Source organism: Bacillus sp. V3B (assembly GCF_024494465.1).
Taxonomy (GTDB): domain Bacteria; phylum Bacillota; class Bacilli; order Bacillales; family Cytobacillaceae; genus Bacillus_BD.
This window is the reverse complement of record NZ_JAETXM010000007.1, coordinates 79,473-103,834: the sequence shown is the minus strand read 5'-3', so window position 1 is coordinate 103,834 and position 24,362 is coordinate 79,473. Positions and strand designations below refer to the sequence as shown.

Annotated in this window: 23 protein-coding genes and 2 pseudogenes; 21 read left to right on the top strand and 4 right to left on the bottom strand. The window is 36.3% G+C overall.

What is annotated here, in order from left to right; all coding sequences use genetic code 11:
- The first annotated feature begins 28 nt into the window (after positions 1–28).
- The 5 genes from JMM81_RS10630 to JMM81_RS10610 all read left to right on the top strand — a co-directional run bounded on the left by JMM81_RS10630 (position 29) and on the right by JMM81_RS10610 (position 4,556).
- The gene (locus tag JMM81_RS10630; protein WP_256241553.1) at positions 29–1,489 is read left to right on the top strand and encodes an aldehyde dehydrogenase family protein; all 1,461 of its coding nucleotides are present in this window, start codon (positions 29–31) and stop codon (positions 1,487–1,489) included.
- 29 nt (positions 1,490–1,518) lie between these two features.
- Positions 1,519–2,352, top strand: a complete 834-nt coding sequence (locus JMM81_RS10625; protein ID WP_256241552.1) for an MBL fold metallo-hydrolase — start codon at positions 1,519–1,521, stop codon at positions 2,350–2,352.
- Positions 2,353–2,403: 51 nt separating this feature from the next.
- Positions 2,404–3,177, top strand: a complete 774-nt coding sequence (locus JMM81_RS10620) for a hypothetical protein (protein WP_256241551.1) — start codon at positions 2,404–2,406, stop codon at positions 3,175–3,177.
- Between the two features lie 193 nt (positions 3,178–3,370).
- A complete protein-coding gene (locus JMM81_RS10615) occupies positions 3,371–3,640 on the top strand; it encodes a hypothetical protein (protein ID WP_256241550.1) in 270 nt (89 codons plus the stop codon).
- Between the two features lie 184 nt (positions 3,641–3,824).
- Positions 3,825–4,556 carry a sulfite exporter TauE/SafE family protein gene (locus JMM81_RS10610; RefSeq protein ID WP_256241549.1) on the top strand — a complete coding sequence of 244 codons (732 nt, stop codon included), beginning with the start codon at positions 3,825–3,827 and terminating at the stop codon, positions 4,554–4,556.
- Between the two features lie 116 nt (positions 4,557–4,672).
- Here the strand turns inward: JMM81_RS10610 and JMM81_RS10605 are convergent.
- The 3 genes and pseudogenes from JMM81_RS10605 to JMM81_RS10595 all read right to left on the bottom strand — a co-directional run.
- A pseudogene (locus JMM81_RS10605) lies at positions 4,673–4,827 on the bottom strand (aldehyde dehydrogenase family protein); the annotation flags it as partial.
- A gap of 115 nt (positions 4,828–4,942) precedes the next feature.
- Entirely contained in the window at positions 4,943–5,794 is an 852-nt protein-coding gene (locus tag JMM81_RS10600; protein WP_309143488.1) for a DODA-type extradiol aromatic ring-opening family dioxygenase, read from the bottom strand.
- Positions 5,795–5,952: 158 nt separating this feature from the next.
- Positions 5,953–7,164 (bottom strand): 4-hydroxybenzoate 3-monooxygenase, encoded by a 1,212-nt coding sequence (locus tag JMM81_RS10595; protein ID WP_256241548.1) that lies wholly within the window; start codon positions 7,162–7,164, stop codon positions 5,953–5,955.
- 122 nt (positions 7,165–7,286) lie between these two features.
- Here JMM81_RS10595 and JMM81_RS10590 point away from each other — a divergent pair, with 122 nt between their 5' ends.
- Both JMM81_RS10590 and JMM81_RS10585 read left to right on the top strand, forming a co-directional pair.
- Positions 7,287–8,078 (top strand): IclR family transcriptional regulator, encoded by a 792-nt coding sequence (locus tag JMM81_RS10590; RefSeq protein WP_256241547.1) that lies wholly within the window; start codon positions 7,287–7,289, stop codon positions 8,076–8,078.
- Positions 8,079–8,085: 7 nt separating this feature from the next.
- Complete coding sequence (locus tag JMM81_RS10585) at positions 8,086–8,865, top strand: IclR family transcriptional regulator (RefSeq protein ID WP_256241546.1); 780 nt, start codon at positions 8,086–8,088, stop codon at positions 8,863–8,865.
- A 215-nt stretch (positions 8,866–9,080) separates the two neighbouring features.
- Here the strand turns inward: JMM81_RS10585 and JMM81_RS10580 are convergent.
- A pseudogene (locus JMM81_RS10580) lies at positions 9,081–9,425 on the bottom strand (DDE-type integrase/transposase/recombinase); the annotation flags it as partial.
- Between the two features lie 820 nt (positions 9,426–10,245).
- Between JMM81_RS10580 and JMM81_RS23050 the strand changes: the two are divergent.
- The 14 genes from JMM81_RS23050 (at position 10,246) to caiB (ending at position 24,249) form a co-directional block, all read left to right on the top strand.
- A complete protein-coding gene (locus tag JMM81_RS23050) occupies positions 10,246–10,410 on the top strand; it encodes a Spo0E family sporulation regulatory protein-aspartic acid phosphatase (RefSeq protein WP_375162368.1) in 165 nt (54 codons plus the stop codon).
- 545 nt (positions 10,411–10,955) lie between these two features.
- On the top strand, positions 10,956–11,744 hold the full coding sequence (locus tag JMM81_RS10575) for an enoyl-CoA hydratase/isomerase family protein (RefSeq protein WP_256241545.1): 789 nt from the start codon (positions 10,956–10,958) through the stop codon (positions 11,742–11,744).
- Between the two features lie 136 nt (positions 11,745–11,880).
- Positions 11,881–12,882 (top strand): amidohydrolase family protein, encoded by a 1,002-nt coding sequence (locus JMM81_RS10570; RefSeq protein ID WP_256241544.1) that lies wholly within the window; start codon positions 11,881–11,883, stop codon positions 12,880–12,882.
- Positions 12,883–12,976: 94 nt separating this feature from the next.
- Positions 12,977–13,630, top strand: a complete 654-nt coding sequence (locus tag JMM81_RS10565) for a GntR family transcriptional regulator (RefSeq protein WP_256241543.1) — start codon at positions 12,977–12,979, stop codon at positions 13,628–13,630.
- A 276-nt stretch (positions 13,631–13,906) separates the two neighbouring features.
- The gene (locus JMM81_RS10560; protein WP_256241542.1) at positions 13,907–14,785 is read left to right on the top strand and encodes an alpha/beta fold hydrolase; all 879 of its coding nucleotides are present in this window, start codon (positions 13,907–13,909) and stop codon (positions 14,783–14,785) included.
- Positions 14,786–14,814: 29 nt separating this feature from the next.
- The gene (locus JMM81_RS22910) at positions 14,815–16,110 is read left to right on the top strand and encodes an aromatic ring-hydroxylating oxygenase subunit alpha (RefSeq protein ID WP_256241541.1); all 1,296 of its coding nucleotides are present in this window, start codon (positions 14,815–14,817) and stop codon (positions 16,108–16,110) included.
- Positions 16,111–16,130: 20 nt separating this feature from the next.
- Positions 16,131–16,622 carry an aromatic-ring-hydroxylating dioxygenase subunit beta gene (locus JMM81_RS10550; protein WP_256241540.1) on the top strand — a complete coding sequence of 164 codons (492 nt, stop codon included), beginning with the start codon at positions 16,131–16,133 and terminating at the stop codon, positions 16,620–16,622.
- Between the two features lie 22 nt (positions 16,623–16,644).
- On the top strand, positions 16,645–17,565 hold the full coding sequence (locus tag JMM81_RS10545) for a VOC family protein (protein WP_256241539.1): 921 nt from the start codon (positions 16,645–16,647) through the stop codon (positions 17,563–17,565).
- A gap of 29 nt (positions 17,566–17,594) precedes the next feature.
- A complete protein-coding gene (locus JMM81_RS10540) occupies positions 17,595–18,368 on the top strand; it encodes an SDR family NAD(P)-dependent oxidoreductase (protein ID WP_256241538.1) in 774 nt (257 codons plus the stop codon).
- A 278-nt stretch (positions 18,369–18,646) separates the two neighbouring features.
- Positions 18,647–19,624 carry a quinone oxidoreductase family protein gene (locus tag JMM81_RS10535; protein ID WP_256241537.1) on the top strand — a complete coding sequence of 326 codons (978 nt, stop codon included), beginning with the start codon at positions 18,647–18,649 and terminating at the stop codon, positions 19,622–19,624.
- A gap of 174 nt (positions 19,625–19,798) precedes the next feature.
- A complete protein-coding gene (locus tag JMM81_RS10530) occupies positions 19,799–20,851 on the top strand; it encodes a TRAP transporter substrate-binding protein (protein WP_256241536.1) in 1,053 nt (350 codons plus the stop codon).
- Between the two features lie 157 nt (positions 20,852–21,008).
- Complete coding sequence (locus JMM81_RS10525; protein WP_256241535.1) at positions 21,009–21,506, top strand: TRAP transporter small permease subunit; 498 nt, start codon at positions 21,009–21,011, stop codon at positions 21,504–21,506.
- A gap of 47 nt (positions 21,507–21,553) precedes the next feature.
- Positions 21,554–22,831, top strand: coding sequence for a TRAP transporter large permease (locus tag JMM81_RS10520; RefSeq protein WP_256241534.1), 1,278 nt, complete (start codon positions 21,554–21,556; stop codon positions 22,829–22,831).
- A 182-nt stretch (positions 22,832–23,013) separates the two neighbouring features.
- Complete coding sequence (gene caiB / locus JMM81_RS10515; RefSeq protein WP_256241533.1) at positions 23,014–24,249, top strand: L-carnitine CoA-transferase; 1,236 nt, start codon at positions 23,014–23,016, stop codon at positions 24,247–24,249.
- Positions 24,250–24,362 lie beyond the last annotated feature (113 nt).

The window sequence follows — 24,362 nt, the reverse complement described above, 5'->3', positions numbered from 1 at the left end:
AGCGAGCGACTAGAGGGAGAGGATGTTCATGAATTATTCGCAATGGAATACCATGCCGATTGGCGGTGTTTGGCGAGAGGGGTCAAGTGAAAAGCATGCTAATAACAGAAATCCATACACAGGGGAAGTCCTAGTATCTCATAAATTAGCAAACCGTGAGGATGTTAATGAGGCATATGAAACTGCTTTTCGCGTCCAAAAGGAGTGGATCAGTCTTTCTCCTGATCACCGTGCTAGGATCATAGAAAATGCTGCTTCTCTTTTAGCGGATAGGAGAGAAGAAGCAATAGAGCTTTTAAGAAATGAAACGGGTTCAACAAAGGTCAAGGCCAGGATAGAAGTGAATTCTTCTATTGCCTTGATTAAAGAAGCTGCAACCTACCCGTATAAAATGAATGAGGCGGTAATGCCTTCCACTATTCCTGGAAAAGAGAATCAAATCTACCGGGAACCAGTTGGAGTTGTCAATGTCATTACATCATGGAATTTTCCGCTATCTTTATCGATGCGTTCGATCGCCCCGGCGTTGGCGACGGGTAATGGGGTAGTAGTCAAACCAGCTTCTAATACTCCAATTTCCGGTGGAAGTTACATTGCTAAGCTATTTGAGGATGCTGGAATACCAAAAGGTTTGATCAGTGTCATTATTGGATCTGGATCAGAAGTGGGTGATGCAGTAGTCGAGCATCCGATTCCAAGAGTGGTTTCTTTCACTGGTTCAACAGAGATAGGCAAGAGAATCGGTGCTCTAGCTGGACAAAATTTGAAGGAAGCTTCGCTTGAGTTAGGTGGAAACAATGCCTTTATTGTCTTGGATGATGCTGATCTAGGGCAAGCTGTCGAGGCAGCTGCTTTTGGAAAGTTTCTGCATCAAGGTCAAATTTGTATGGCCATTAACCGGATCATTGTAAGCAGAAGCATCTATCCTGCTTTCATTAAACAGTTTAAAGAAAAGGTAAACGCTTTAAAGGTTGGAGATCCTAGACAAGATGACACGATGATTGGGCCGTTGATTGATGGAAAACAGACCGATCAAGTATTGTCCCTTGTCAATAAAGGAAAACAATCAGGGGCAACCGTATATCTAGAAGGAAAAGTAGAAGGAAATGTGGTGAGTCCGTTTATTTTAACGGATGTCGATAATCGTATGAGTATTGCTCAAGAGGAGATCTTTGGTCCCATTGCTCTCGTTATTCCGGTTGACAGCGAAGAGGAAGCAGTTTCTGTAGCCAATGATACACGCTATGGATTAACAGCTTCTGTATTTAGCTCATCTACGGAAAGAGCGATCGAAGTTGCCAAACAATTACAAACGGGAATGGTGCATATAAACGACCAAACCGTTAATAGTGAACCTTCCATGCCTTTTGGCGGTGAAAAAGATTCAGGAATAGGTAGATTTGGAGGACAATGGATTATTGAAAAATTCACCACTGTCAAATGGGTGTCTGTTCAAAAGGAAAAGCGTCAATATCCAATGTTTGTTTAAAATAAAAAGCTAATTTAGGAGTTGTTGTTATGGAAAATATTACGGTAACGATGTTAGGAACAGGAAGTCCACGTCCGGATGTGAAACGATCAGGACCGGCGCAGACATTATCGGTAGGAAATGAAACCATCCTAATCGATTGTGGTGAGGGAACAACCAATCAACTGTTAAAATCTGGTATCCAGCCAGAATCAATTAAACAGTTATGGTTTACACATCTTCATTCCGATCATACCTTTGGTTATGGCCAGTTTTTAGTCGGAGGATGGGGTCGTGGACGATCAGAATTAACGATCATTGGCCCTAAAGGAACGAAGGAATTTCATGAAAAAATTCTAGATTTATATAAAGAGGATATTGATTACCGCTGTTCACTAGGAAGACCGGAAGCTGGTATTCGTGATGTACGCATCATTGAAATTGAACAGGCAGGTCCAGTGGAAAATCCACTTTCATTAAAGTTAACTGTTGAGCCGATGATTCATAATGTATCTACCTATGGTTATCGAGTCGAAATTGATGATCAAGTCATTGTTTTTTCTGGAGATACAGCTCCACATGATGGAATCATTAAGTTAGCAGAAGGTGCCGATCTATTAGTTATAGATGCTTGCTTAACCGTTGGAAAATTCAGTCCTGCACTAGAAAAAATTTGGGATGAATTACAAAAAGAACATTGTTCAACGAAACAAGTTGGGGAAATTGCAACAAAAGCTAATGTGAAAAAGGTGGTTCTGACTCACTTCTTACCTGAAGTCGATCCAGAAAAGGCCTATCATGAAACAGCTGAATATTTTACAGGAGAAATCGTCGTTCCAGAGGATTTAGATAAGGTTGAAATCAAACGACATGTTTTAAAATAAGCTAATAAATTTCATTATATATATTTATTATTTGAGAGGGGATGTTGTAAAATGACAGTTGCTGTTCAATTACCTAAGTATCAAGAGTTATCCGACGAGGAATTAATGGAGTGGAGTCCAGAAGAATTCACAGAAAAAATCATGAAAAAGTCTGAAGCGTTTGCTGAAAACTTTTTTCACAAGGAAAATTGGGAGCCGATTGAATTAGATGAGGAAACACGCAGAGCCAATTTAGTTGAATTTTGTGCAAGGTTAGCATGGCGTGAGTTTTATAATGGAGTTCATCCTCCTTCCAAAGAAATTGTCATGTTAGAAAAGAATTCTGACGATCTTGGCATCCGCATTCGCTTAGCGCAGCAAATTATTGACGAAGTTCAACACCAAAGAGTGTGGGGAAAATGGTGCAAATATTATGGTGGAAGCCCAAGACTTCAAGACTATGACGTAAGTCCAGAAGTGATTAAACAATTTCAATTAACAAATGAATATGATGATCCGGCCGAGATTGCTGTCAATTTACAATTAACTGGTGAAGTCATTCTCACCTATCTATTTGGCTTTGGAACACTAACACCAGATGAAAGTATGACTTATGGTTTACTACCAGTTGAATTGTTAAAGGATATTGAAAAGTCTGTTGTAGCGGATGAACCGAGACATATTGCAGTAGGTAGAGATATTATGATTAAATATTGCGGTTCAGCAGAGAAGCGGCGCAGAATTTTAGAATTGCAAAATATAAGATTAGAAAATACGCTCAAGATTATGGGAAGAGATCTGGAACTATTAGGAGCCAAGAGAATTAGTCCATTACCAATGATTTAACTTCATTCATCCTCCACTTCTACAAGTGGGGGATGAATGCGACTAGCTCTTTAATTCAGTGGGGATTCAGACCTCGGTTGAATGAAGTTAAGCCTCTGGGCGCAAATTCGACGGGCGAATTTAATACAATCTAATACTCTATTCATCTATTGGTTTTATCGTCAATAGATGAATATTTATGGGGTGAAATAATATGTTCAATTTTGAAAAGTGGTCTCAAGACCTCTATGAATTGATTGATTCGATGGAGGATGTTAAATCTAATGGTCAGGACTTATCCATTTATCAAAAAGAACTAGAACAAAAATGGGATGAATTGTTTCAACAAGAAAATGATATGTTTGTTCAGTTTCTAAAACAATTATTAAGTATGACAAAAGAAGTAGTGAATGGAGAAGGGGAACAAGAAGGGCTTGAACGGCTAGTAAATGATATGCGGAGTAGTACTCTTTTAGGGAATTAATTATGACTTAAAAGATTCATGATACAAAAACTATAGAAGCCTATTCTAATTGGGGGTGAGATCCGATTAGAATAGGCTTTGTTACATGTTAATATTGATTTATCAAAAAGGAAGGAAAAAGGGGAGGATATGGTTTGAAAATAGTTGAAATAAATGGAAATATCAAGCTGCAAAGGAGGGGTTAATGATGGAAATGTCCGTTCTCATTATTGGTTTTATTATCATTTTTTTTGCTGCCTTTATTCAAGGAATTACGGGTTTCGGTTTTGCTGTTGTTGCGGTTCCTTTTCTTTCATTATTCGTTCCTTTACAAATGGTTGTGCCTATCGTTGGGATTTTATGTATCCTTATTAATTTTTATATCTATCTCCGAGAAAGGTCCCACACCGAATTTAAAGAAGTTAAGATGTTATTGATTTTTATCATTCTCTTTACTCCCTTAGGGACTTATTTATTAGTGATAATAGATGAGTTCTACCTAAAGGTAGTCACTGGATTATTGGTTTTATTTTTTGGTGTGTGTCTCTGGAAAGGGAAAAGCTTCAGCGTAAAGAACGAAAAAGCTGCACTTGTCACAGTTGGTTCTGTAAGTGGTTTGTTAAATGGAAGTATTGGATTGATGGGACTTCCTATTGCGCTATTCATGACAAATCAAAAGGCTGATAAAAATGTATTTCGTGCCAATATCGCCTTATTAGGTTTTGTCGTAGCGATACTCACTTTCTTTAATTATATTTTCATAGGATTAATCAATAAAGAAGTGATTGAACATTCCCTATGGTTTTGTGTGGCATTAGTATTGGGAGGTTTTGTAGGGGTGAAAATAGATAAGCTTATTAAACAAGCACTCTTTTTAAAAATTTCTACATGGGTCATTATGATCTCAGGCTTTTTCACTTTACTTTTCGCAGGTTAAAAACTACTTATACCCATATTTCAAAGCTATATTAGCGAAAAAAGTCATAAAAAGGTTAGTCTCTCAATTTGTTTAAGAGTAACCTTTTTATGACTTTTATATTTTAGACTTGTCTTTTATAGTTTAATACAAATATTAGATAGTTCTGAATAGAATTCAAAGCTGTGGAGTCCACCTTCACGACCAATACCACTTTGCTTCATTCTACCAAATAGTGTACGAAGATCACGAAAAATCATGTGTTTGCCCAGATAATTCCAGACTCTACTTCTTTTGCTAACTTAACATAGCTTAGAACACGCTCATAGTGGTCTTTACTGATCAATGCTCCTACTTTTGTTTGTGGATCAAAATCCGAGAAGATAAAAATTTATTGAAAATGGAATTTACTTTACATATTCCTCTTCAGTATTCTCTTTTAAACTAGAAATCTTCGTTTTTCCAAATGTTATGAGAGGATTCCAGCTTCCTGATGATTGTCCGTCTGCAAAATAGACTGGCGTACAATCTTCATCAATAACACCAAGTAACATGGCTACGTGGCGGCCGCCTGATTCCACTTTTGCCATACTTGCATATTGCGGAAGCATTTGGTAAGCAGCTTTATAATCTTTATTCATCAATAAATCGACAAACTCTTTGTCTAGGGAATGCTCAGCAATCGTTGGCATATGATGTCTTCCACGTACTAAGTTATGAGATAGGGCACCACTTGCTATGAAAACGACCTTCTTCTCGGTTTCCTGTAGAACCTTAGCAATCTCTTGACCCCATTTATAAGTTTCTTCAATATTAGCAGCCAATGTTACAGACAGGTTGATAACAGGAATATCTTCATTTGGAACAAGATAACGTAAAGGTACAATTGTGCCATAATCCCACTCGAAATGATCGCCATATGCCCCTTCCACAGGAATTTCAGCCTTTTTTCCTGCTTGAACAAGTTGATTTGCTAAATCTTCATCACCTGGGTAATGATATGGCACATCTTTAATCATATCTGGAGCTTCCTGTGCAGTCAGGAACCCTGTATGAACTGGATTACAGTCAACATAATGGGCAAAAGTAGAGGGCCAGTGACAAGACACTAAAACAACCACATCAGGTCCGATTTGTTCAACTTCCTTAGCAACTTCTTTTAAACCATCAATAATCCCTTGTTGGAAATCTGGTGCTTGGTCCTCATGGCAAAGACTTGGTGCATGTGGGACAAGCATGCTTAATTCAATCGTCATCATTCATTCCTCCACTTATTGAAAATTATAAATTGATTTTATATTTTGGATTCCCACGAAAATACAGCACTTTTCACTTCATCTATAAGATTAGTATTCTTCTGTGTGGAACAAAAATGAAATATATTGATATCTTCTAAATACTAACGATAAAGATAGATTTACTTTACTAACAACTGTGAGTCTCCTGCTTTTTCCCATTCGATTGGCATGCCGACATAGTTCTCAGCAATCGTTATTAATCCTGCTTCAGATGAAGTATAGTAATCAAGATCAGCCAATTGAATACCACGTTCAAATGAATCATAATTTGGATTTGTATGAAGAAGTTTTGTCATGAAAGAAGAGAAGCGTTCTGCTTTCCAAACACGACGAAGACATATTTCTGAATAACGCTCAAGGATATCGTGGCTACCAGCTTGGTAGAATTCTATAATGCCACGAGCCATTACTTTGACATCCGTAGCAGCCAAGTTAAGTCCTTTGGCGCCTGTAGGTGGAACGGTATGGGCAGCATCACCTGCAATAAATAGGCGGCCATATTGCATGGTTTCACAAATGAAACTGCGCATTTGGATGATTCCTTTTGAGTTAATCGGTCCATCGGGGATTTGCCATCCATCGTGAGTTTTCGTTCTTTCATTTAATTCCGTCCAAATTCTGTCATCTGACCAATTGGCAATATCATCGTTTGCATCTACCTGTAGATAGTGGCGTTGTAAAATAGGAGTACGTGTACTTAATAAAGCAAAACCATTGTCATGGTTGGCATAAACAAGTTCATCTGCTGCTGGAGCAGAATCAGACAGAATCCCTAACCAGCCATCTTTATACATATGTATATGTTCTTTTCTGATATGATCAGGAATCGCTTGACGGCTTGGTCCATGATACCCGTCACAGCCTGCGATAAAATCGCAAACGAGTTCTTCGTCCATCCCGTTTTTACGATATCTGATTTTTGGTTCGTTTGTATCGACATCATGTAACGTGACATCCTCTACGTCAAAGATAATATCTTTGCCATTTTCATGGCGAGCGTTGACTAGATCGACAATCACTTCATGCTGTGGATAAACAACCACTTGCTTTCCACCGGTATATTTTTTTAAATCAATACGGCGTCTTTGGCCATTAAATTGAAAGTAGTTCCCATCATGAAAATGACCTTCACGATTCATGCGATCGCCAACACCAATTTCTCTTAAGATATCAATCGTCGTTTGTTCTAAAATACCAGCCTTTACGGTTCCCTCGATATTGTCTCTTGATCTACGCTCTAATATAACGGAATCAATGCCTTGTTGATGAAGAAGTTGTGCCAATATAAGACCAGCTGGTCCAGCTCCGATAATTCCTACTTGTGTTCTCATTATTTCCATCCCCTTTTTTAAAATATTTTATATTGTTTGAATATATATTATAATTAAAATATTAAAAAATATAGCGTTAACTTCTTATATACGAAACAAATAAAATTTTTGAGGTGAATGATATGATCCCAACCAAAAAGAAAACGGCTGCCTTACAGTCTGTCCAAAATGGGCTTCAGATTTTAAAGCTTTTTACAATCGAAAAATCAGTTTGGGGATTGACCGAAATAGCGAATACCCTTCTATTAAATAAAAGTACCGCCAGCCGCCTGGTAAGTGATTTGGTAGCGGAAGGTTTTTTACAAAAAGAAGGGAGAAAATATAGTCTTGGATTTTCATTACTTTCTATAAGTGGAGTCGTTACATCTGATTTAGAAATTCACCGGGAATCGAAAGATATATTAAAAAAATTAGTGGCTGATTTAGGGGAAACGGCTCATATTGCGATTTTAGAAGGAAAGGAAATAACCTACGTTCATAAAATGGAATGTGCGAACCCCATGCCTCTACTATCTTCTATTGGAAAAAAGAACCCAGTCACTTGTACAAGTGCCGGAAAAATCTTACTAGCTTTTCAGACAAAACAATATATCGTTGATAGAATTCTGGATGAAGGACTTCCAAGGATGGGTCCAAACAGCCCGACAGACCCTGAACAATTGAAACGTCAATTAAGCCAGATCAAAAAACAAGGGTATGCTATATGTTTAGATGAAATGCATGAAAATGTTGTGAGTATTGCGGCGCCAGTTCGGGACTATACCGATGAAGTTGTAGCCGCAGTGACCTTAGTAGGGACAAGAGAACGTATCGGTGATTCTAAAATTAATCGTTTTACAGAATTGATCATAGAGGCAGCAAATGAAGTATCGAATAGACTAGGATATATTCCAGGACTATTAGAAAGGGGGTGACCGCGGATTGAGGTATCCTGCAGTTAACGATTATGCTTATTCATCATTAAGAAATTCTCTTCGTCTTCTTAATTTATTCTCCGTTGAAGAACCCGAATTACAGTTAGAGGATATGGCAAGTAGATTGAAAGTTGGACAAAGTACAGCTTATAGGTTAGTTCATACATTGATAGAAGAAGGATTCATTGTCCGTGATCCATCTGCTAAGTCTTACCGTTTGGCTGCATCCATTTTGGCCTTAAGTCATACGATCATTACAAAGCTAGATCTTTGCCATTTGTCGCTAGATATTTTAGAAAAACTAGCAGAGATGACTGGTGAAACGGCCCATATTTCAGTTATCAAGGATCATCAGGCTTTGTACCTCCTGAAAATTGATAGTTCTTATCCTGTTCATTTACTGTCGCATGCAGGGAAGAAAAATCCAATTCATTGTACGAGTACTGGGCAAGTATTGTTAGCCAATCAATCAGATGCAATCATCGAACAAGTCATAAATAAGGGGCTAACCTCCTATACATCTAAAACCATAACAGATCCTATTAAGCTAAAGAATTTACTAAAAACAATTCGATTACATGGATATGCCGTGAGTGAAGAAGAACTTCATGAAGGGGTTGTATCAATAGCGGCTCCTGTAAAAAATAACAAAGGAAATGTCATAGCAGCTGTTAGTATTGCTGGACCAACTCGTAGAATAAACAGGCAAACCATTCCAAAATTAATCAAACAAGTTCAACAGGCATCCGATAAAGTCACAGAGGAATTACTAAGTAGAAAAGGATGAAAGGAAAAGAGGGAAAGTTCTTGTTAGGGTGTATATGATAACTTTTCTTTGTGGAATTGATATATACTTCCCTTTTCCTTTGCTGATTTATGTAATAACAATAAGTATATCATCACTTTATATATTAAAAATAAAATAAAATAAAATATAAGGTTCTGGTGCAAAGATTGGATTTGTTTAAAAAAAGCATATAGATTTCTTAACTGAATTTCTTTTTAAGCAGCGATTCCAAATAGTTTATGGATGATTTTCACTTGATTTTGGGCAGACTTGTCCTGTAAAACAAGTTGCCCTTTTTCAACCATATGCATCGCTTCTATTCCAGAAATTATGACCTTTGCTGTTCGAAAGGATGTGAACCCTAACATCGTATGAACTCGCTTCTTGATTAACCGATGATCTTGTTCGACAATGTTATTGAGATATTTAACTTGTCTTAGTTGGGTGCCTTCAGGAATCTTTTTCTCCTGTTTCAGTTGTTGAATGGTGACTGGATAGGCTGGTTTCTTATCAACTGTTATGACACGAGGCTTGGAAACATGAAAAGACCGCAAAGCTTTTAAAGTGGGCTTTTTTAATTTGTTCATCATATGAACGTTCAGGCGATTTTATAATCCGATAGATCCTCACGTAAATCCTCTACCAATCCCTCGAAGAGTTAACCCTAAGAGGTATCTTCAATCGGATCAATTATTTCATTGTTACAGTATTAGATTTAACATTTATCGGACCTTACTTTTGTTTGGTTTCATGGTGCAAATCTATTTGTTCTATTTGAATTTTGATATTTCAATCTTTTTTCAGATAAACTGAATTAATATTCAGAATTATCATATTTACTTTAGATATTCAGAATTATATAATGAGTCTATAAAGTTATTATTGTCGACAATCAACAAAAAGGAGAGATATTAAATGGATTCTAGATTAACTGGAGAACAAAGAATGGTATAAAAATTGATAAGAGATTTCGTAAATAAGGAATTAATTCCATTAAAAATGGACGTTCTTAAAAATGAAAGGGAAGGTAGATGAAGATTTAGTGGGGAATAATTAGGAACTTCAAATAAAAGAAAAGAAAGCTGGTTTTGGGGAATTAATACACCGGAAGAGTAAGGAGGAATTAACTTAGACCCAATTACTATTGCTATGATTACGATAGAGCAAAATAGAACATTTGTCCCGTTTGATTGGTGGTCATGCTAATAATGTTCAATACGTTAGTAACGAAGAATAAAAACTAAAAGACCTTGTACCGATTGTAGATGGAAAAAAGATTTCTTGTTTTTCTTTAACTGAACCAAGAGGTGGATTTAACCCACAACTAAATTTCAATATATATATAACAGTTAACGATAATGAAAGGATAGGAGAATTTGTATGATATTAATAGATGAATTAGAGCATAGGATCAAGCAACTGAGAAATGAAATGATTCATACTGCTACAGTAACTGGCTTTAATAGTAAAAAGACAATTTATATCAGTCAGAAATTAGATCAACTCATCATGATTTATCAAAAATTTCATATAAAAAGAAACTAGCTTTTTTGTTCTTGTACACATTATCATGTACCACATGGTGCGGCAGTTGGAATATTTATTACAGTTACTCTAGAGCTACTTGCAGAATCTTTCCCAGATGAAATGTTAATGTTAGGTGATCTTTTCGAAATAACAGGTATTGATTCAGTTGAGGTTCCAAGAGATGTTGGAAAAAATCATTTATGATTTGTCTCAAAGTGTTAATAACCCTAATAATGAATAATTGATAGAACTTACGAATATGCAGAATCTACTGTAACAAGATTCTAGGTGCAAATACCAACACAAATAGAAAAAAGTTGTAGGTTTACTTTCAGAGTAAGCGTAAAATACACGGAAAGAGAAGCAATAGTTTAAAGTCACAGTGACGACCCGAATAAGAAAATCTCCACTCATGGAAGTTTCACTTTATCAACTAATTATCTGGAAAATCTGTTGACTTATCCTTTTTTTAGTAATAATATGAAATTATTAATTGTCGACAATCCACTATTTTAATGAAAAATAGTTATTGATTATAAACCTTGGAGGGAGGCTACTTAAAGGTGGAACAAGAGAATAAAGTTTTTTTGAAGATAGAAGAGGAAATAGGAACAATCTACATGAATCGTCCCAAAAAAAGGAATGCACTATCATTAGATATGTGGAAAGAACTTATTCAGTTTGTTGATGAATGTAATGAGAATCCAAGTGTGAAAATAATTATTTTTAGAAGCAGCAGTCCTACAGCATTTTCTGCAGGTGCTGATATCAATGAATTCAGTACGATACGTTCCACGGCAGAAGGAGCTGCTGAATATAATGACATTACCATGATTTTAGAAGAGAAAATAGCCAAAAGTTTAAAACCGAGTATCGCCATGATCCAAGGTTTTTGTGTTGGGGGTGGCTGTGAAATTGCGGTAGCATGTGATTTCCGTTTTTCTGATTCTTCAGGGGTATTTGGCATTACACCTGCTAAATTAGGACTTGTTTATAACACACCTGGGACTAAAAACGTAGTTGATCTTGTGGGTCCATCTAAAGCAAAGGATATTTTATTTACTGGTCGTTTGCTTTCTGCTGAAGAAGCGCTAAGCATTGGTCTTATTGATCGAATCATTGATTCTGAGACGCTTGTAGAAGAAGCCTATCAATATGCTAAATTAATTAGTAACAATGCTCAATTTGCCGTGCATAATTCAAAACGAATTATTAATGAAGTATTAGAAGGTGCTGTAAAGGATTCAGAAGAAACAGCCCAAATTATCCTTGATTCTTTTACATCTAGTGATTATCAAGAAGGAGTAAAATCATTTTTAGAAAAAAGGAAACCAAACTTTACTTATCGATAATGAAACATTTAGCCCATGTGTAAATTTGTACATGGGCTAAACATCTATTTCATGGACGTCTATGATCCTGAATTTTATTTCAACTTCATTAAAATTTCTTTAACAAACATATCTTAATTATGGAAAGAGTGAAAACATGATTATCGATATTCATACTCATTTTGTACCTGAAACATTACCAAATATGTCTAATCGGGTAGGGGGAGATCAATGGCCAGCGATTCAATGCGTATGTGGACAGCCAAACCATAGACATGTCATGATCTCAGGGAAAAACTACCGTACCATTACGAACCAATCTTGGAGCCCGCAGAAGCGTATCGCGGATATGAATCAGGAAAACGTTGATATTCAGGTCATCTCACCCATGCCACAGCTTTTGTCTTATTGGTTTAATGCCAAGGATACATTAGATTTCTCCAGATATATCAATGAACAATTAGCTGTTGCAATCGCTGAAAATCCAAAGCGGTTTTATGGCTTGGGAATGGTACCGCTTCAAGATCCAGAATTAGCCGCAAAAGAACTGGGGCTATTGAAAAAGAATGATGGAGTGGTTGGAGTTGAAGTGGGGACAAATATAAATGGTAAATCAATAGGAGATCCTTTTTTTGAGCCATTTTTTGCAGAAGCTGAAGCACAAGGGATGGTCATTTTTATTCATGCCTTACATCCGCAAGGAAAAGAAAGGTTTGTCGGGGCACCCTTAGTCAATAACTTAGTTGGTTTTCCTACCGAAAATGGCTTGGCTATTTCATCTTTAATAACCGGTGGTTTATTAGAAAAATACCCAAAATTAAAAATCATTTCTAGTCATGGAGGAGGTTCTTTTTCGTCTATACTTCCAAGATTAAATCAGGGGTGGAATATCAATCAACCATTTAGAGAATTCTGCCCACAACCGCCGAGTTACTATGCTCAAAAGATCTATTACGATACACTTGTTTATGATGTGAAAACAGTAAATTATTTAATAGACTTATATGGCTCTACTCAATTAATTGTTGGATCTGATTATCCTTATGTCATAAAAGAAGAATATCCAGGTCATTGGATTGATCATTTAGAAGTGTCAAAAGAGATCAAAGATCAATTAAAGTATAAAAATGCATTACGGTTATTAGATGTACCCATATAATCACAAATCAAATTTACCAATCTTTTAAAAAAGCATATAATGAATGTAACGATTAAATATTGAGGGTATTGTTTGTGAATTTATGGGAGGGGTAATGATGACTGTTCATCATATTGATAATAATTCTATTTCAAATATTATTATGGAAGATATTATGAATGATATTATACATGGTAAATTAAAACCAGGTGATAAGCTGGTTGAAATAAAATATGCAGAAAAATTTGGTGTAAGCAGAGCGCCTATTCGAGAAGCCTTTAATACGTTAACCATCGAAGGGGTTGTGGTGAAAATCCCTCGAAAAGAAACGGTTGTAAAGGGATATACCAATCCAGAAATTTGGGATCTTGTGAGAATAAGGAAGTTTTTAGAAGACCTAGCTATGGAAAAGATAGTAAATAATAGTGGGCTCACAAATTTGGTTAAAGATTTAAAAGAAATTGAAAGTAGAATGGATATCAAGAATACAAAAGATTATGCAAAATTAAACCAAGATTTCCATTTTCGTATTATTAGGGAAAGTCAAAGTGATGTTCTTATTGACATGTATACGAGGATGGTAAGGCTATTACTATCACTTCAGTTACTGGCATTAATGGAAACGGATAATATAAAAACTTCACACACAGAGCATAAGATCATTATCAATATGTTAGAACAAGGTAATATCCTCGAGGCACAAAAAATATTAAATGATCATAATGAAAAGTTCTTAGAAATTATCAAAAATCATTTATTGAAGCAGTAAGATGAAATTTATCAACGGAATAACTAAAAAGTAGAAAAAGCCGACAAATATATCTTTTATTTGTCGGTTTTTTAATAGATCGAGAAGATTGTAAAAATAAATAAATTAAATTTTCTAAAAATATTGACATATGTATATAGGGTGCTTATAATCTAATTAAATGGTGATTGTCGACAATCAACATAAAGATTCGATCATCATTCTTAAGCACTATCATTTAACAGATAAAAAATAGAAAATCTATTCAATAGAATAGTAGAGAGCGAGGCAAAAAATATGATTTCTATTTGGAATAACTTTATCGGTCACGAAGTGAAGCAATCTTTTTATCAAGCAGGGAATATTCGCACAAGAGCCATTGAAACTGGTCAAGGAGAACCATTAATTTTCTTACATGGTACTGGGGGGCATGCTGAAGCTTACGCTAGAAACATCATAGCTCATGCTGAATATTTTCATGTTTATTCAATAGATATGATTGGACATGGTTTTACAGATAAGCCTGAAAACATCGTTTATAATCTTGATACTTATGTTCAGCATTTAAGAGATTTTGTTGAAGCCATTGGGGCAACAAAGATCAATATTTCCGGTGAATCACTTGGCGGACAGGTAGCAATCATGTTTGCCTATAAATATCCGGATTTGGTCAATCGTATTGTGATTAACACGGGAATGATTGCACCGAGATCAGAGCAAGGAATGAAAGAATTAAATGATATGTTAACTAGAGCAAAGGGTGCAGCTACTACGATGTCGAGAGAAGCGGTGAAAAAGAGACTAGAGTGGCTGATGTATGATCCTAATGATGTGACCGAGGAATTAATCGAATTAAGACATCACATTTATAACCAACCAGGCGCTGCACAAATTATGTATAAAATTACAGAAGGAGTTATAAGTAACGAATCAACAGACCGAGACAATAGCTTCCTATCTGAAATTAAAACAGAAGCATTAATTTTCTGGTCCAACCATAATCCAGGTGCTTCTTGGGAAGAAGCACAAGTTCATGCACAAAAATTTCCTAATCAAAAATTTTACTTAATGGAGCAGGATGCAGCACATTGGCCGCAATGGGAGAATCCTGAAGAGTTTAATAAAATTCATATCGATTTCCTGAGATTCGGGATTAAATCAGAAATTCTTGGATGAGTTAAATCTTATAAAGGGGAGGGATTATTGTGAGTCAGGGTGTACAAGTTCAACATAAATATCTACAAATAGACAGAGAAAAATGTGTTTTTAATGTACCACACAAAGCTTTTATTGATCAAGATATTTTTGAGAGAGAAAGAGAGGAAATCTTTAATAAATGTTGGCTCTATTTAGGCCATGAGTCTGAGGTTGAAAAAGAAAACGAATACAAAACCCGAACGGTTGGTGGCCGCCCATTGATCTTTAATAAAGACAGTAACGGACAAGTCAATGCCTTCCTCAATGCTTGTCCACACAGGGGGGCAATGATTTGCCGGGAACGTCAAGGCAATAGTAAAGTATTTCGCTGCTTCTATCATGCGTGGACTTTTAACAACAAAGGTGAACTAGCAGGAACGCCAGATGGAAAAGATGGTTATCATGAAGACCATAACGCAGATGGCTCAAAGAACTTATTCAGAGTTCCAAGATTAGAAAGCTATCGTGGATTTATTTTTGTTAATTTCGACAAGGATGCAATGAGTTTAGAAGACTATCTTGGTGGAGCTAAGGAGTATATTGATTTAGTTGCTGACCAGTCTGAAATTGGGATGGAAATAGTACGTGGAACACAAGAATACAGTATTAGAGCAAACTGGAAGCTACTGTGTGAAAACAGTGCTGATGGGTATCATGCCCTGCCAACTCACAAAACCTATTTTGACTATGTCATTGAAACGAATAACGTTAAATACGACAAAAATAAAGAAGAGCTAAGTATAGCAAGAGATTTAGGTAATGGACATGTGGTAACAGAAAAAGCAGGTATGTATCCATGGGGCCGTCCCGTTGCAAAATGGATTCCCGCATGGGGAGAAGATGGAAAGAAAGAAATCGATGAAATCAGACAACGTTTAATCGATCGCTTCGGTGAAGAAAGAGCAAAAAGAATTGCCGAACATGACTTTAACATGATTATCTTCCCAAATCTGGTGATTAATAATATTATGGCAATCACGATTCGAACCTTCTATCCAAAAACACCAACCTATATGGAAACAACACAATGGGCGATTGGACCAAAAGAGGAAGATCGAAAGCTAAGACATCGTCGTTTAGATAACTATTTAGAATTCTTAGGACCAGGTGGCTTTGCGACACCGGATGATAATGAAGCGCTTGAATTGTGCCATAGAGGGTATGAAGCTACTAATGGTGAAGGCTGGAATGACCTATCTAAAGGTATGCATAAGGAATTAAGAGGAGAAATTCCAAAGAACTATGATGAATACCATATGCGTGCATTTTGGCTTCAATGGGAAAAAATGATGTCAGAAGAATAATAGGGGAGGAGTTGTTTTAAATGTCGGTTGCAAGTATAGTTTCGAAAGATTTAGTGGAAGCGTATTTATTTCAAGAGGCAGATCTTTTAGATGAATGGAAATTAATGGAGTGGTCTGAATTATTCACAGAGGATGGTTCCTATCTGGTACCATCCACAGATATCCCTGATGGGGATCATGAAACGGATCTTTTCTTAATCGCTGATAATCATCATCGATTGGTACAAAGAGCAATAAGGTTACTTAAAAAGGAAGCCCATGTTGAATTTCCTCATTCTACTACGCGCCACATGTACACGAATATTCGCATTCACGAGACAGTTGACGGAGTAACAAATGTAACTTGTAATTTCTCAACCTACCGAATTAAAAGGGAGTTTATGGATAACTATGTAGGTCAAATCAAATTCAAGCTTGTTATCAACGGAGAGGATATTAAGATTCAACAAAAGAAGGTAGTTCTTGATTTAGCTGCACTTAGACCACAGGGAAAAGTAAGTATTATTCTATAATAATAAGAGAAGGGGTAAAGAGATGATTAGGTACAGGAAATTAGGTTATGTGGCATTAAATGTATCAGATATTGAAAGTTCCAAAGAGTTTTATACCAAAATGGTCGGGTTAGAGTGTGTTTCGGCTAAAGAAAACGAACCAGTCTTTTTAAGATGTACTAGTGACCACCATAATCTCATTCTTTATCAAACAGATAGAGAGCCTGGGCTTAAACGAATTGGTTTTGAGCTAGAAAGTGATGAACAAGTTGAAATTGCATTCGAGCATTTTCAAGAACACGGTTTAGATCCTTATTATATTGATGAAGAAGAACAAAATCTATTAAAACAAACAAAAACATTTCGTTTTACTGAACCGCATTCAGGTGCGACATTAGAATTTTACAATTATCAATATCATCTTCCTCGTGATTTCAATAACGATATTACGAAATTTGAAACATTAAGTCATGTTGTTGTAAAAATACCAGAATACGAAAAGGCTGTTAAGTTCTTTAGAGAAGTGATGAATTTTAAGGTGTCAGATATGGTTGGTAACGGTATTACCTTTATGCGTTGTCACCCTAATCCATACCACCATTCTTTTGCTGTAGCAAACGGTACAAAACCACAACTACACCACATTGCCTTTAAAGTCGTAGATATTAATGATATTGGTATTGGAAGAACTAGACTCGCGAATAATGATGTTCCGATTGTTCATGGTCCAGGACGTCATTTACCATCTGGAAGTATTTTCTTGTATTTCCTTGACCCAGATAATTTAACGGTAGAGTTTACAATGGGAATGGAAGAATTTCCAGAGGAAGAACCTCGTAAACCGCGCTATTTGCAACCGCACATTGAATCCATTGATATTTGGGGAACGGTTCCAGATCCAAGAAAAGCTGCATTTGGAAGTGTTGAAAATTTAAAAGAGATTAATAGTCCAGTAAAAAATTAATATGAGTCTAGCAGGGGGAGCTCTAGCATATGAATAGTTGTAAAAAATTAGCCGGAAAATCAGCAATCATTACAGGAGCATCTAAAGGAATAGGTCTTAACATTGCCAAAAGACTTGCAGAGGATGGAGCTGATGTCTTATTAGCAGCTACTTCTGATCCTGTGATTGAAAATGCGCAGGCAATTGCAGAAGAGTATAGTGTTAAAACAGACTATTATATTGGGGATCTTAGTAAAGAAGAACATTCCTATGCGATGGTAAATAAAGCGATCGATAGTTTTGGAAAAGTAGATATTCTTGTTAATAATGCTGGTGGTGGGGTGATTCTACCATTTCTTGAACATACCGCTGAAACATTGAAGACGACGCTTGATCGAAACTTATGGACAACTATTTGGGGATGTAAAGCCGTTCTTCCTCATATGGTAGAAAGAGAGTATGGCAGAATTATTAACATTGGTGGAGATTCAGTTCGAAATGGTTTGTGGAATCACGCGGGCTATAATGCAGCTAAAGGTGGGGTCCATGCGATCGTCACTGGACTTGCCAGAGAATTTGCTCAATATGATATCACTGCAAACTGTGTCGCCCCTCCACAAGTGTTAACAGACCGAAAATTGAAAGCGGATACTTTGAGAAGAATTGACGATGATTTAAATGCAAAGTTCAAAAGTATTATTCCAAAAGGAAGACCAGCAAATATGAGTGAAGTGTCTGCGGTTGTAGGCTTCTTAGCAACGGACGAAGCTTCTTTTGTCACTGGTCAAGTCATTAGTGTAAATGGTGGAAGTACGATGCTTTAATCTATGAATAGAATATGTAATGGTATTGCATGAATACTATCTATGAATAATAGTTTTTAATTTAGGGTCACCTTGAAGTCTCTAAAGTATAATTTCAGGTGATCCTTTATCTTGACTACTATCATAAATAACTATTTCTAAATAATATTTTTAGATAAATATGAAAATTTTGTAAGTAGGGTTTAGTTCATTATCTATTTCTATATTATAAAAACTATATAGATAATAGTATTTCCATGTATTTGTATTATTCTAATGAAAAGGGAGGGAATTAAAGAGTGAAAGCGATCGTAGTGAGTGAATTTGGAGGACCGAACGTACTTCAATACAGGGACATGGACATCCCTACTATCAGTCCAAATCAAGTGCTTGTTCGAGTTGTAGCGACAAGTGTTAATTTTGCAGATATTGGTTCAAGATATGGAAAGTATCATGGTGGAAAACAACCTCCATTTATTCCAGGATTAGATGCGGCTGGAGTCATTGAAAAGGTAGGATCTGAGGTCCAAAATTTAAAAGTAGGACAACGAGTCATATCCTTTCCAAAAAATGGGTCATATGCTGAATATATCGTTGCAGATGAAAACCTCACCTTTGTTTTACCTGATCAGGTTGATTTTCAGTTGGCTGCCGCTAGTCCATTAGTATCCTTTACATCCTATAAGCTCCTTGCTGATGTTGCAAGGCTCGAACCGGGCGAAACCGTTCTTATCCATGCTGCTGCTGGCGGTATCGGAACAACAGCTATTCAATTAGCCAAAATTTTAGGTGCTGGGAAAGTCATTGGAACAGTTGGAAGTGAAAACAAAATGGCAACCCCACTAGAAGTTGGTGCGGATCATGTCATTTGTTATGAAAAAGAGGATTTTGCCAGCAAGGTAAATGAATTAACAGATGGAGAAGGAGCAAATGTCATTCTTGATCCTATCTCTGGTTGGGTAACGGAAAAAGGGATTGATTGTCTTGCAGGTTATGGCCGAATGGTCATATTTGGAAATGCTAGCAAGTCGATTGCGCAGATCAAAACGAAGGATTTACATTCAAGTTGTAGATCTGTTCTTGGATTTAGTATTACCACAACAAGAAATAAGCGCCCCCACTTATTAAAAGATACTGCTCATAAAGTTCTTAATTATTTAGCTGATCAACAATTGAAAGTGAAAGTTGGAAATGTATTCTCCCTCAAAGATGCTGCAGACGCCCATAGTTTAGTAGAAAATAGAAAGAGTCTTGGTAAGGTAATACTTGAGATTTAATCGTATTTTATGTATTCATTTTGAATATAGAAAAATTAAATTAGTATCTTCCTTAAAATATATTCATAATTTTCAATATTTTTAGTATTTAACCTATAATTATGATATCGGATATATGCTTGAATCCATGCTATCACTATTGAGAATTTTAATACGATTAAAAGGAGCCAAAATATGAAAATAAAAAGTCTTTTCTTATCACTTGTATTAATTCTTGGAATTGCACTTTCAGCCTGTAGCAGTAATGAAGCAAGTTCTGGCAGTAGTGAAGAAAAAATTGTGATTAAAATGGCAGATCATTTCCCAACTGGACATTTCCTTTTAGATATGACTCAAACGTTCATGGATAGAGCAGTAGAGCTTTCTGGGGGGAAAATAAAGTTTGAATATTATTCAGGTGGACAATTAGGAACAATCAATGAATCGGCTGGTTTGGTAAAGGATGGGGCAGTAGACATCGCCTATGCATTGATCCCATCAGCTGGTTTCCTTCCATTAAGTTCGGTTTCCACATTACCTAATAAACTAACTAGTGCATCTGATAATGGAAAGGTATTGGATCAACTTATTAAAGGTCCATTAAAAGAAGAACTTGAAAAAAATGGGCTAGTACCAATTCTAAGTTTTGTTAATCCTCCAAATAGTGTTTTATCAGCTAAAAAGGTAAGTGCTGTTGAAGATATAGCGGGCTTGAAGCTCAGAGGCTCAGGAGGAGTTCTTAATCTAATTCCTGGTGTGTTCAATGCATCGAGCGTATCTATTGGAGTAAATGATTTGTATGAATCCATGCAAAGAGGCGTAGCAGACGCATCTCTAATGACGATCGCAAGTGCCCCTTCTTACCACTTAAATGAAGTAACAAACCATGTATTAACTAATACTAACTTTGGAATGACTACTCAATTATATGCGATGAATTTAGATAAGTGGAACAGCTTACCAGAGGATGTTCAAGAGGCATTAGCAAAAGCCGGTAAGGAAGCTACTGAATCTTTAGGAACCATCATGTTAGAAAAAGAAAAAGAAGCAATTGAGTTATTCAAAAATGAAGGTATTGAAGTAACACAGATTTCACCGGAAAAGCATAAAGAGATTGTCGATAAATTACTATCATTAGATCAACATTGGTTAAAATCTATGGAAGACAAAGGAATTGATGGAAAGAAGGTATTAGAAGAATACAGAGCCATTACCGAAAAGATATATGAAGAAAATCAAAATAAATAGGTTCTTATTAAACTAAAAAACAAATATTAGAAGTCTTCTAGATAGCTTAAATCATAGAATATTTTAAGTTATCTAGAAAACTCCGTAATTGTCATCTGATAAGAACGTAATATTTTAATAATAGAATGCAGTTTAGAAGAAATGATGAGGTGACACTATGAGCGCTGTTGTAAATATAGTTGATAAAATAGATGGGTATCTCTATAAGCTTGCTATGTTTATTCTTGTTTTTACCATGTTGTTTTCTACAACGGATACATTGCTTAGATATGTAGCTAATTCCCAAATCCCAGGGGGATATGAGATCGTTGCTGAATATATGCTACCATATATAGTCTTTTTATCGATTAGTTATGTTTTTAAAGAAGGTGGGCATATACGAGTGACTATGCTTACTAGACTTCTTCCTAAGAAAGTCCAAGATGGATTAATGTTAATGTCGCATATACTAAGTATTGTATTAGTATTAATTCTAACTTATGCATCTTATTTTAAGGCACACGGTGCCTATCTTATTGGAGAGTACTCCTCAAGTATATTAGCTTACCTATTATGGCCCGCATTCACTGTTTTAGTATTTGGTTACGGGTTCCTGGCACTTAGGTTAATTATTACAATTATTACTAGGGAAAACCCATATTCTGATGGAGAATAACATAAGAAAGTGCTAAAGGTGATGATTAAAATAGTGGAGGTATACTTATGCTAGTAGCTATAGTTTTTATACTCATGTTCCTCCTAATGGCATTGGGAGTGCCTGTGGGTTTTACAATGGGAATTGCAGGTCTAGTAGGTTTGTTCTTTTTTAGTGGATGGGATACGTTAATTACTTATTTAGGACAGATATCCTACCATTCTGTATCAAATCCGACTTTAATGACAGTACCATTGTTTATATTATTAGGTGAATTGGTTTCAAGTGGTGGAATTGCCAAGGATTTATTTACGGCCATACAGCGTTGGCTTGGTCGTACACCAGGTGGAGTAGCAATTACGACCGTTTTTACTAGTGCTGCTTTCGGTTCGATGTCAGGATCTACAACGGCTGCTGCTGGTTCTTTATCAAGAATAACCATGCCTGAGTTTAGACGCTTAGGATATGATGAGGGGCTAGCTGCTGGGGTTATTGCCGTATCTGGTACACTTGCTATTTTAATTCCTCCTAGTATTCCGATGATTATCTATGGAGTTTCCACGCAAACATCAGTAGGAAAACTATTACTAGCTGGACTTTTACCAGGTCTATTAACAGCGCTAGTATATATTATCGGAATATTATTTTGGAATAAGGTTAAGTCGGGTGCGATGCCTAAAGGGGAAAAATATACTTGGAAAGAGAAATTTAGCTCTTTAAAGAACCTTTGGGGATTTGCTATTCTTGTTGCATTTATCTTATTCGCTTTATACGGAGGAATTGCTACACCTTCTGAGGTAGCAGCTCTAGGTTCGTTTTTTGCCTTAGTCTTTTTATTAATTATGCGTCGTCTTACTTGGAAGAATTTCATATTAGCTCTACAGCGAACACTTCATACGACTGCGATGATCTTTGTGATTATCATTGGTGCGAATATTCTAGCCAAGTTTGTAACCTTAACTAATGTAGCAAGAAATATGATGCAATGGTTAACTTCACTAGATGTAAGTCCATGGATGGTTATGCTAATCCTGATCTTTATCTATTTAATTTTAGGCTGTGTAATGGATCAAATTGCGATTCTAGTTATTACTTTGCCATTAACATTCCCGCTTATTACTTCTTTAGGGTTCGATCCAATTTGGTTTGGTGTCATCGTCATTAAATTAGTAGAAATTGGATTAGTTACACCACCAATAGGCTTAAACTCCTTTATTGTTAGTGGGGCCTCCGGTGTACCGCTAGAAAAGGTGTTTAAAGGAATTGGAATGCTGTTAGTCTTTGAAGTTGTAACCTTAATAATTTTATTAGCTTTCCCTATTATTTCTACTGTATTGGTTAGATAGCTAGCTAGCGAGATAGTTATCTAATTAAATATCTGTTGGTTATGATAATTTAACCATTTAGCTGATAATGATAGACAAGTATATTTAACAGATAAATAGGAATTGTCCCAATAGAAACGGTGTTATTCACCCTATGGGGCAGTCCTATTTATTGTCTTTTAGAAGAAAAGGAGAGAATTGAAATGCTGGATAATAAAAACTTACCGAAATTTGGGCCTTTACAAGGAATTAAGGTATTACATGCTGACCAAGTATTGGCTGGACCACATTGTGCCCAACTATTTGCTGACTTTGGGGCAGATGTCATTTGGGTTGAAAATGCGATAACACCTGACTTATCTCGTTTTGCAGGAACGATGCAGGCTCCACAAGAGCGTCGGAATCAAAGAACCATTGCGTTAAATATTCCTACACCAGAAGGAGAAGAAGTCTTCTTTGAGCTAATTAAAGAAGTAGATATCTTTATTGAAGCAGCAAAGGGAGGACAATATGAAAAATGGGGGTTAACTGATGAGCGGTTGTGGGAGATCAATCCACAGCTAGTTATTATTCATATTTCCGGCTTTGGTCAAACAGGGATTGAAAAATACGTCAAACGCCCTTCCTTCGATGCCCTTGCACAAGCATTTAGTGGCTATATGAGTGTCAATGGTTTTGCTGATCGTCCACCGATTGCTGCGCAGCCCTTTACTGGAGACTATATGACCGGGGTTTATGCCGCATTTGCTGGGATGGCTGCGGTGTATCGTGCTAAAATGACAGGTGAAGGAGAAAGTATAGATGTGGCGCAATATGAAGTCCTTCTTCGTGCACAATACTGGGCAACTGATTATTTAACAAGGGGAAAAGAATATGGGAGACAAGGAAATCATCATACCGATTTTGCAGCTGTTGGATTGTATACCTGTCAAGATGGAGAATATGTGTATGTCTTCTGGATGGGAGCGGGTACCTTGAAAAAAGGACTTCCATTATTAGGTTTAGAATATGGAAGTGATTTAATACCAGGGGGAAGCGGCTCTATTCGATTAGATACACCTGCGGGAAAAATTGTGGAAGAAAGATTAAAAGAAATATGTCTAAGTAAACCAGCCAGTGAAGTAGAGGAAATTCTTTTAGAAGCAGGAATTCCATGCAGTAAAATCATGGATTATCAAAGTCTGTCAGAAGATCCACATGTACAGATTCGGGAAGTTTTCACGGAATGGGAAGATAACGAAGGAAATGTAATAAAAGGTGTAAATGTTGTTCCTAAATTTAAAAAGAACCCTGGGAGAACATGGAGAGCTATGCCAGATATCGGAATGGACAATGAAGAGATTTTATCAGAGCTTGGTTACTCTGATGAAGATATTAATCGATTCTATGAATCTAAAACTATTCAAAAATCACAGGGGAAGAAAAAACGAGAAAGTTAATGCCTTTAATGAATATCATGGTCCAATAAAAAAGAGAATGAATGTCCTTCAAAATAGTAATGAAGGACATTCACTCAAATAAAAGGATATCCGGATATCTTCTATCCGTAAAG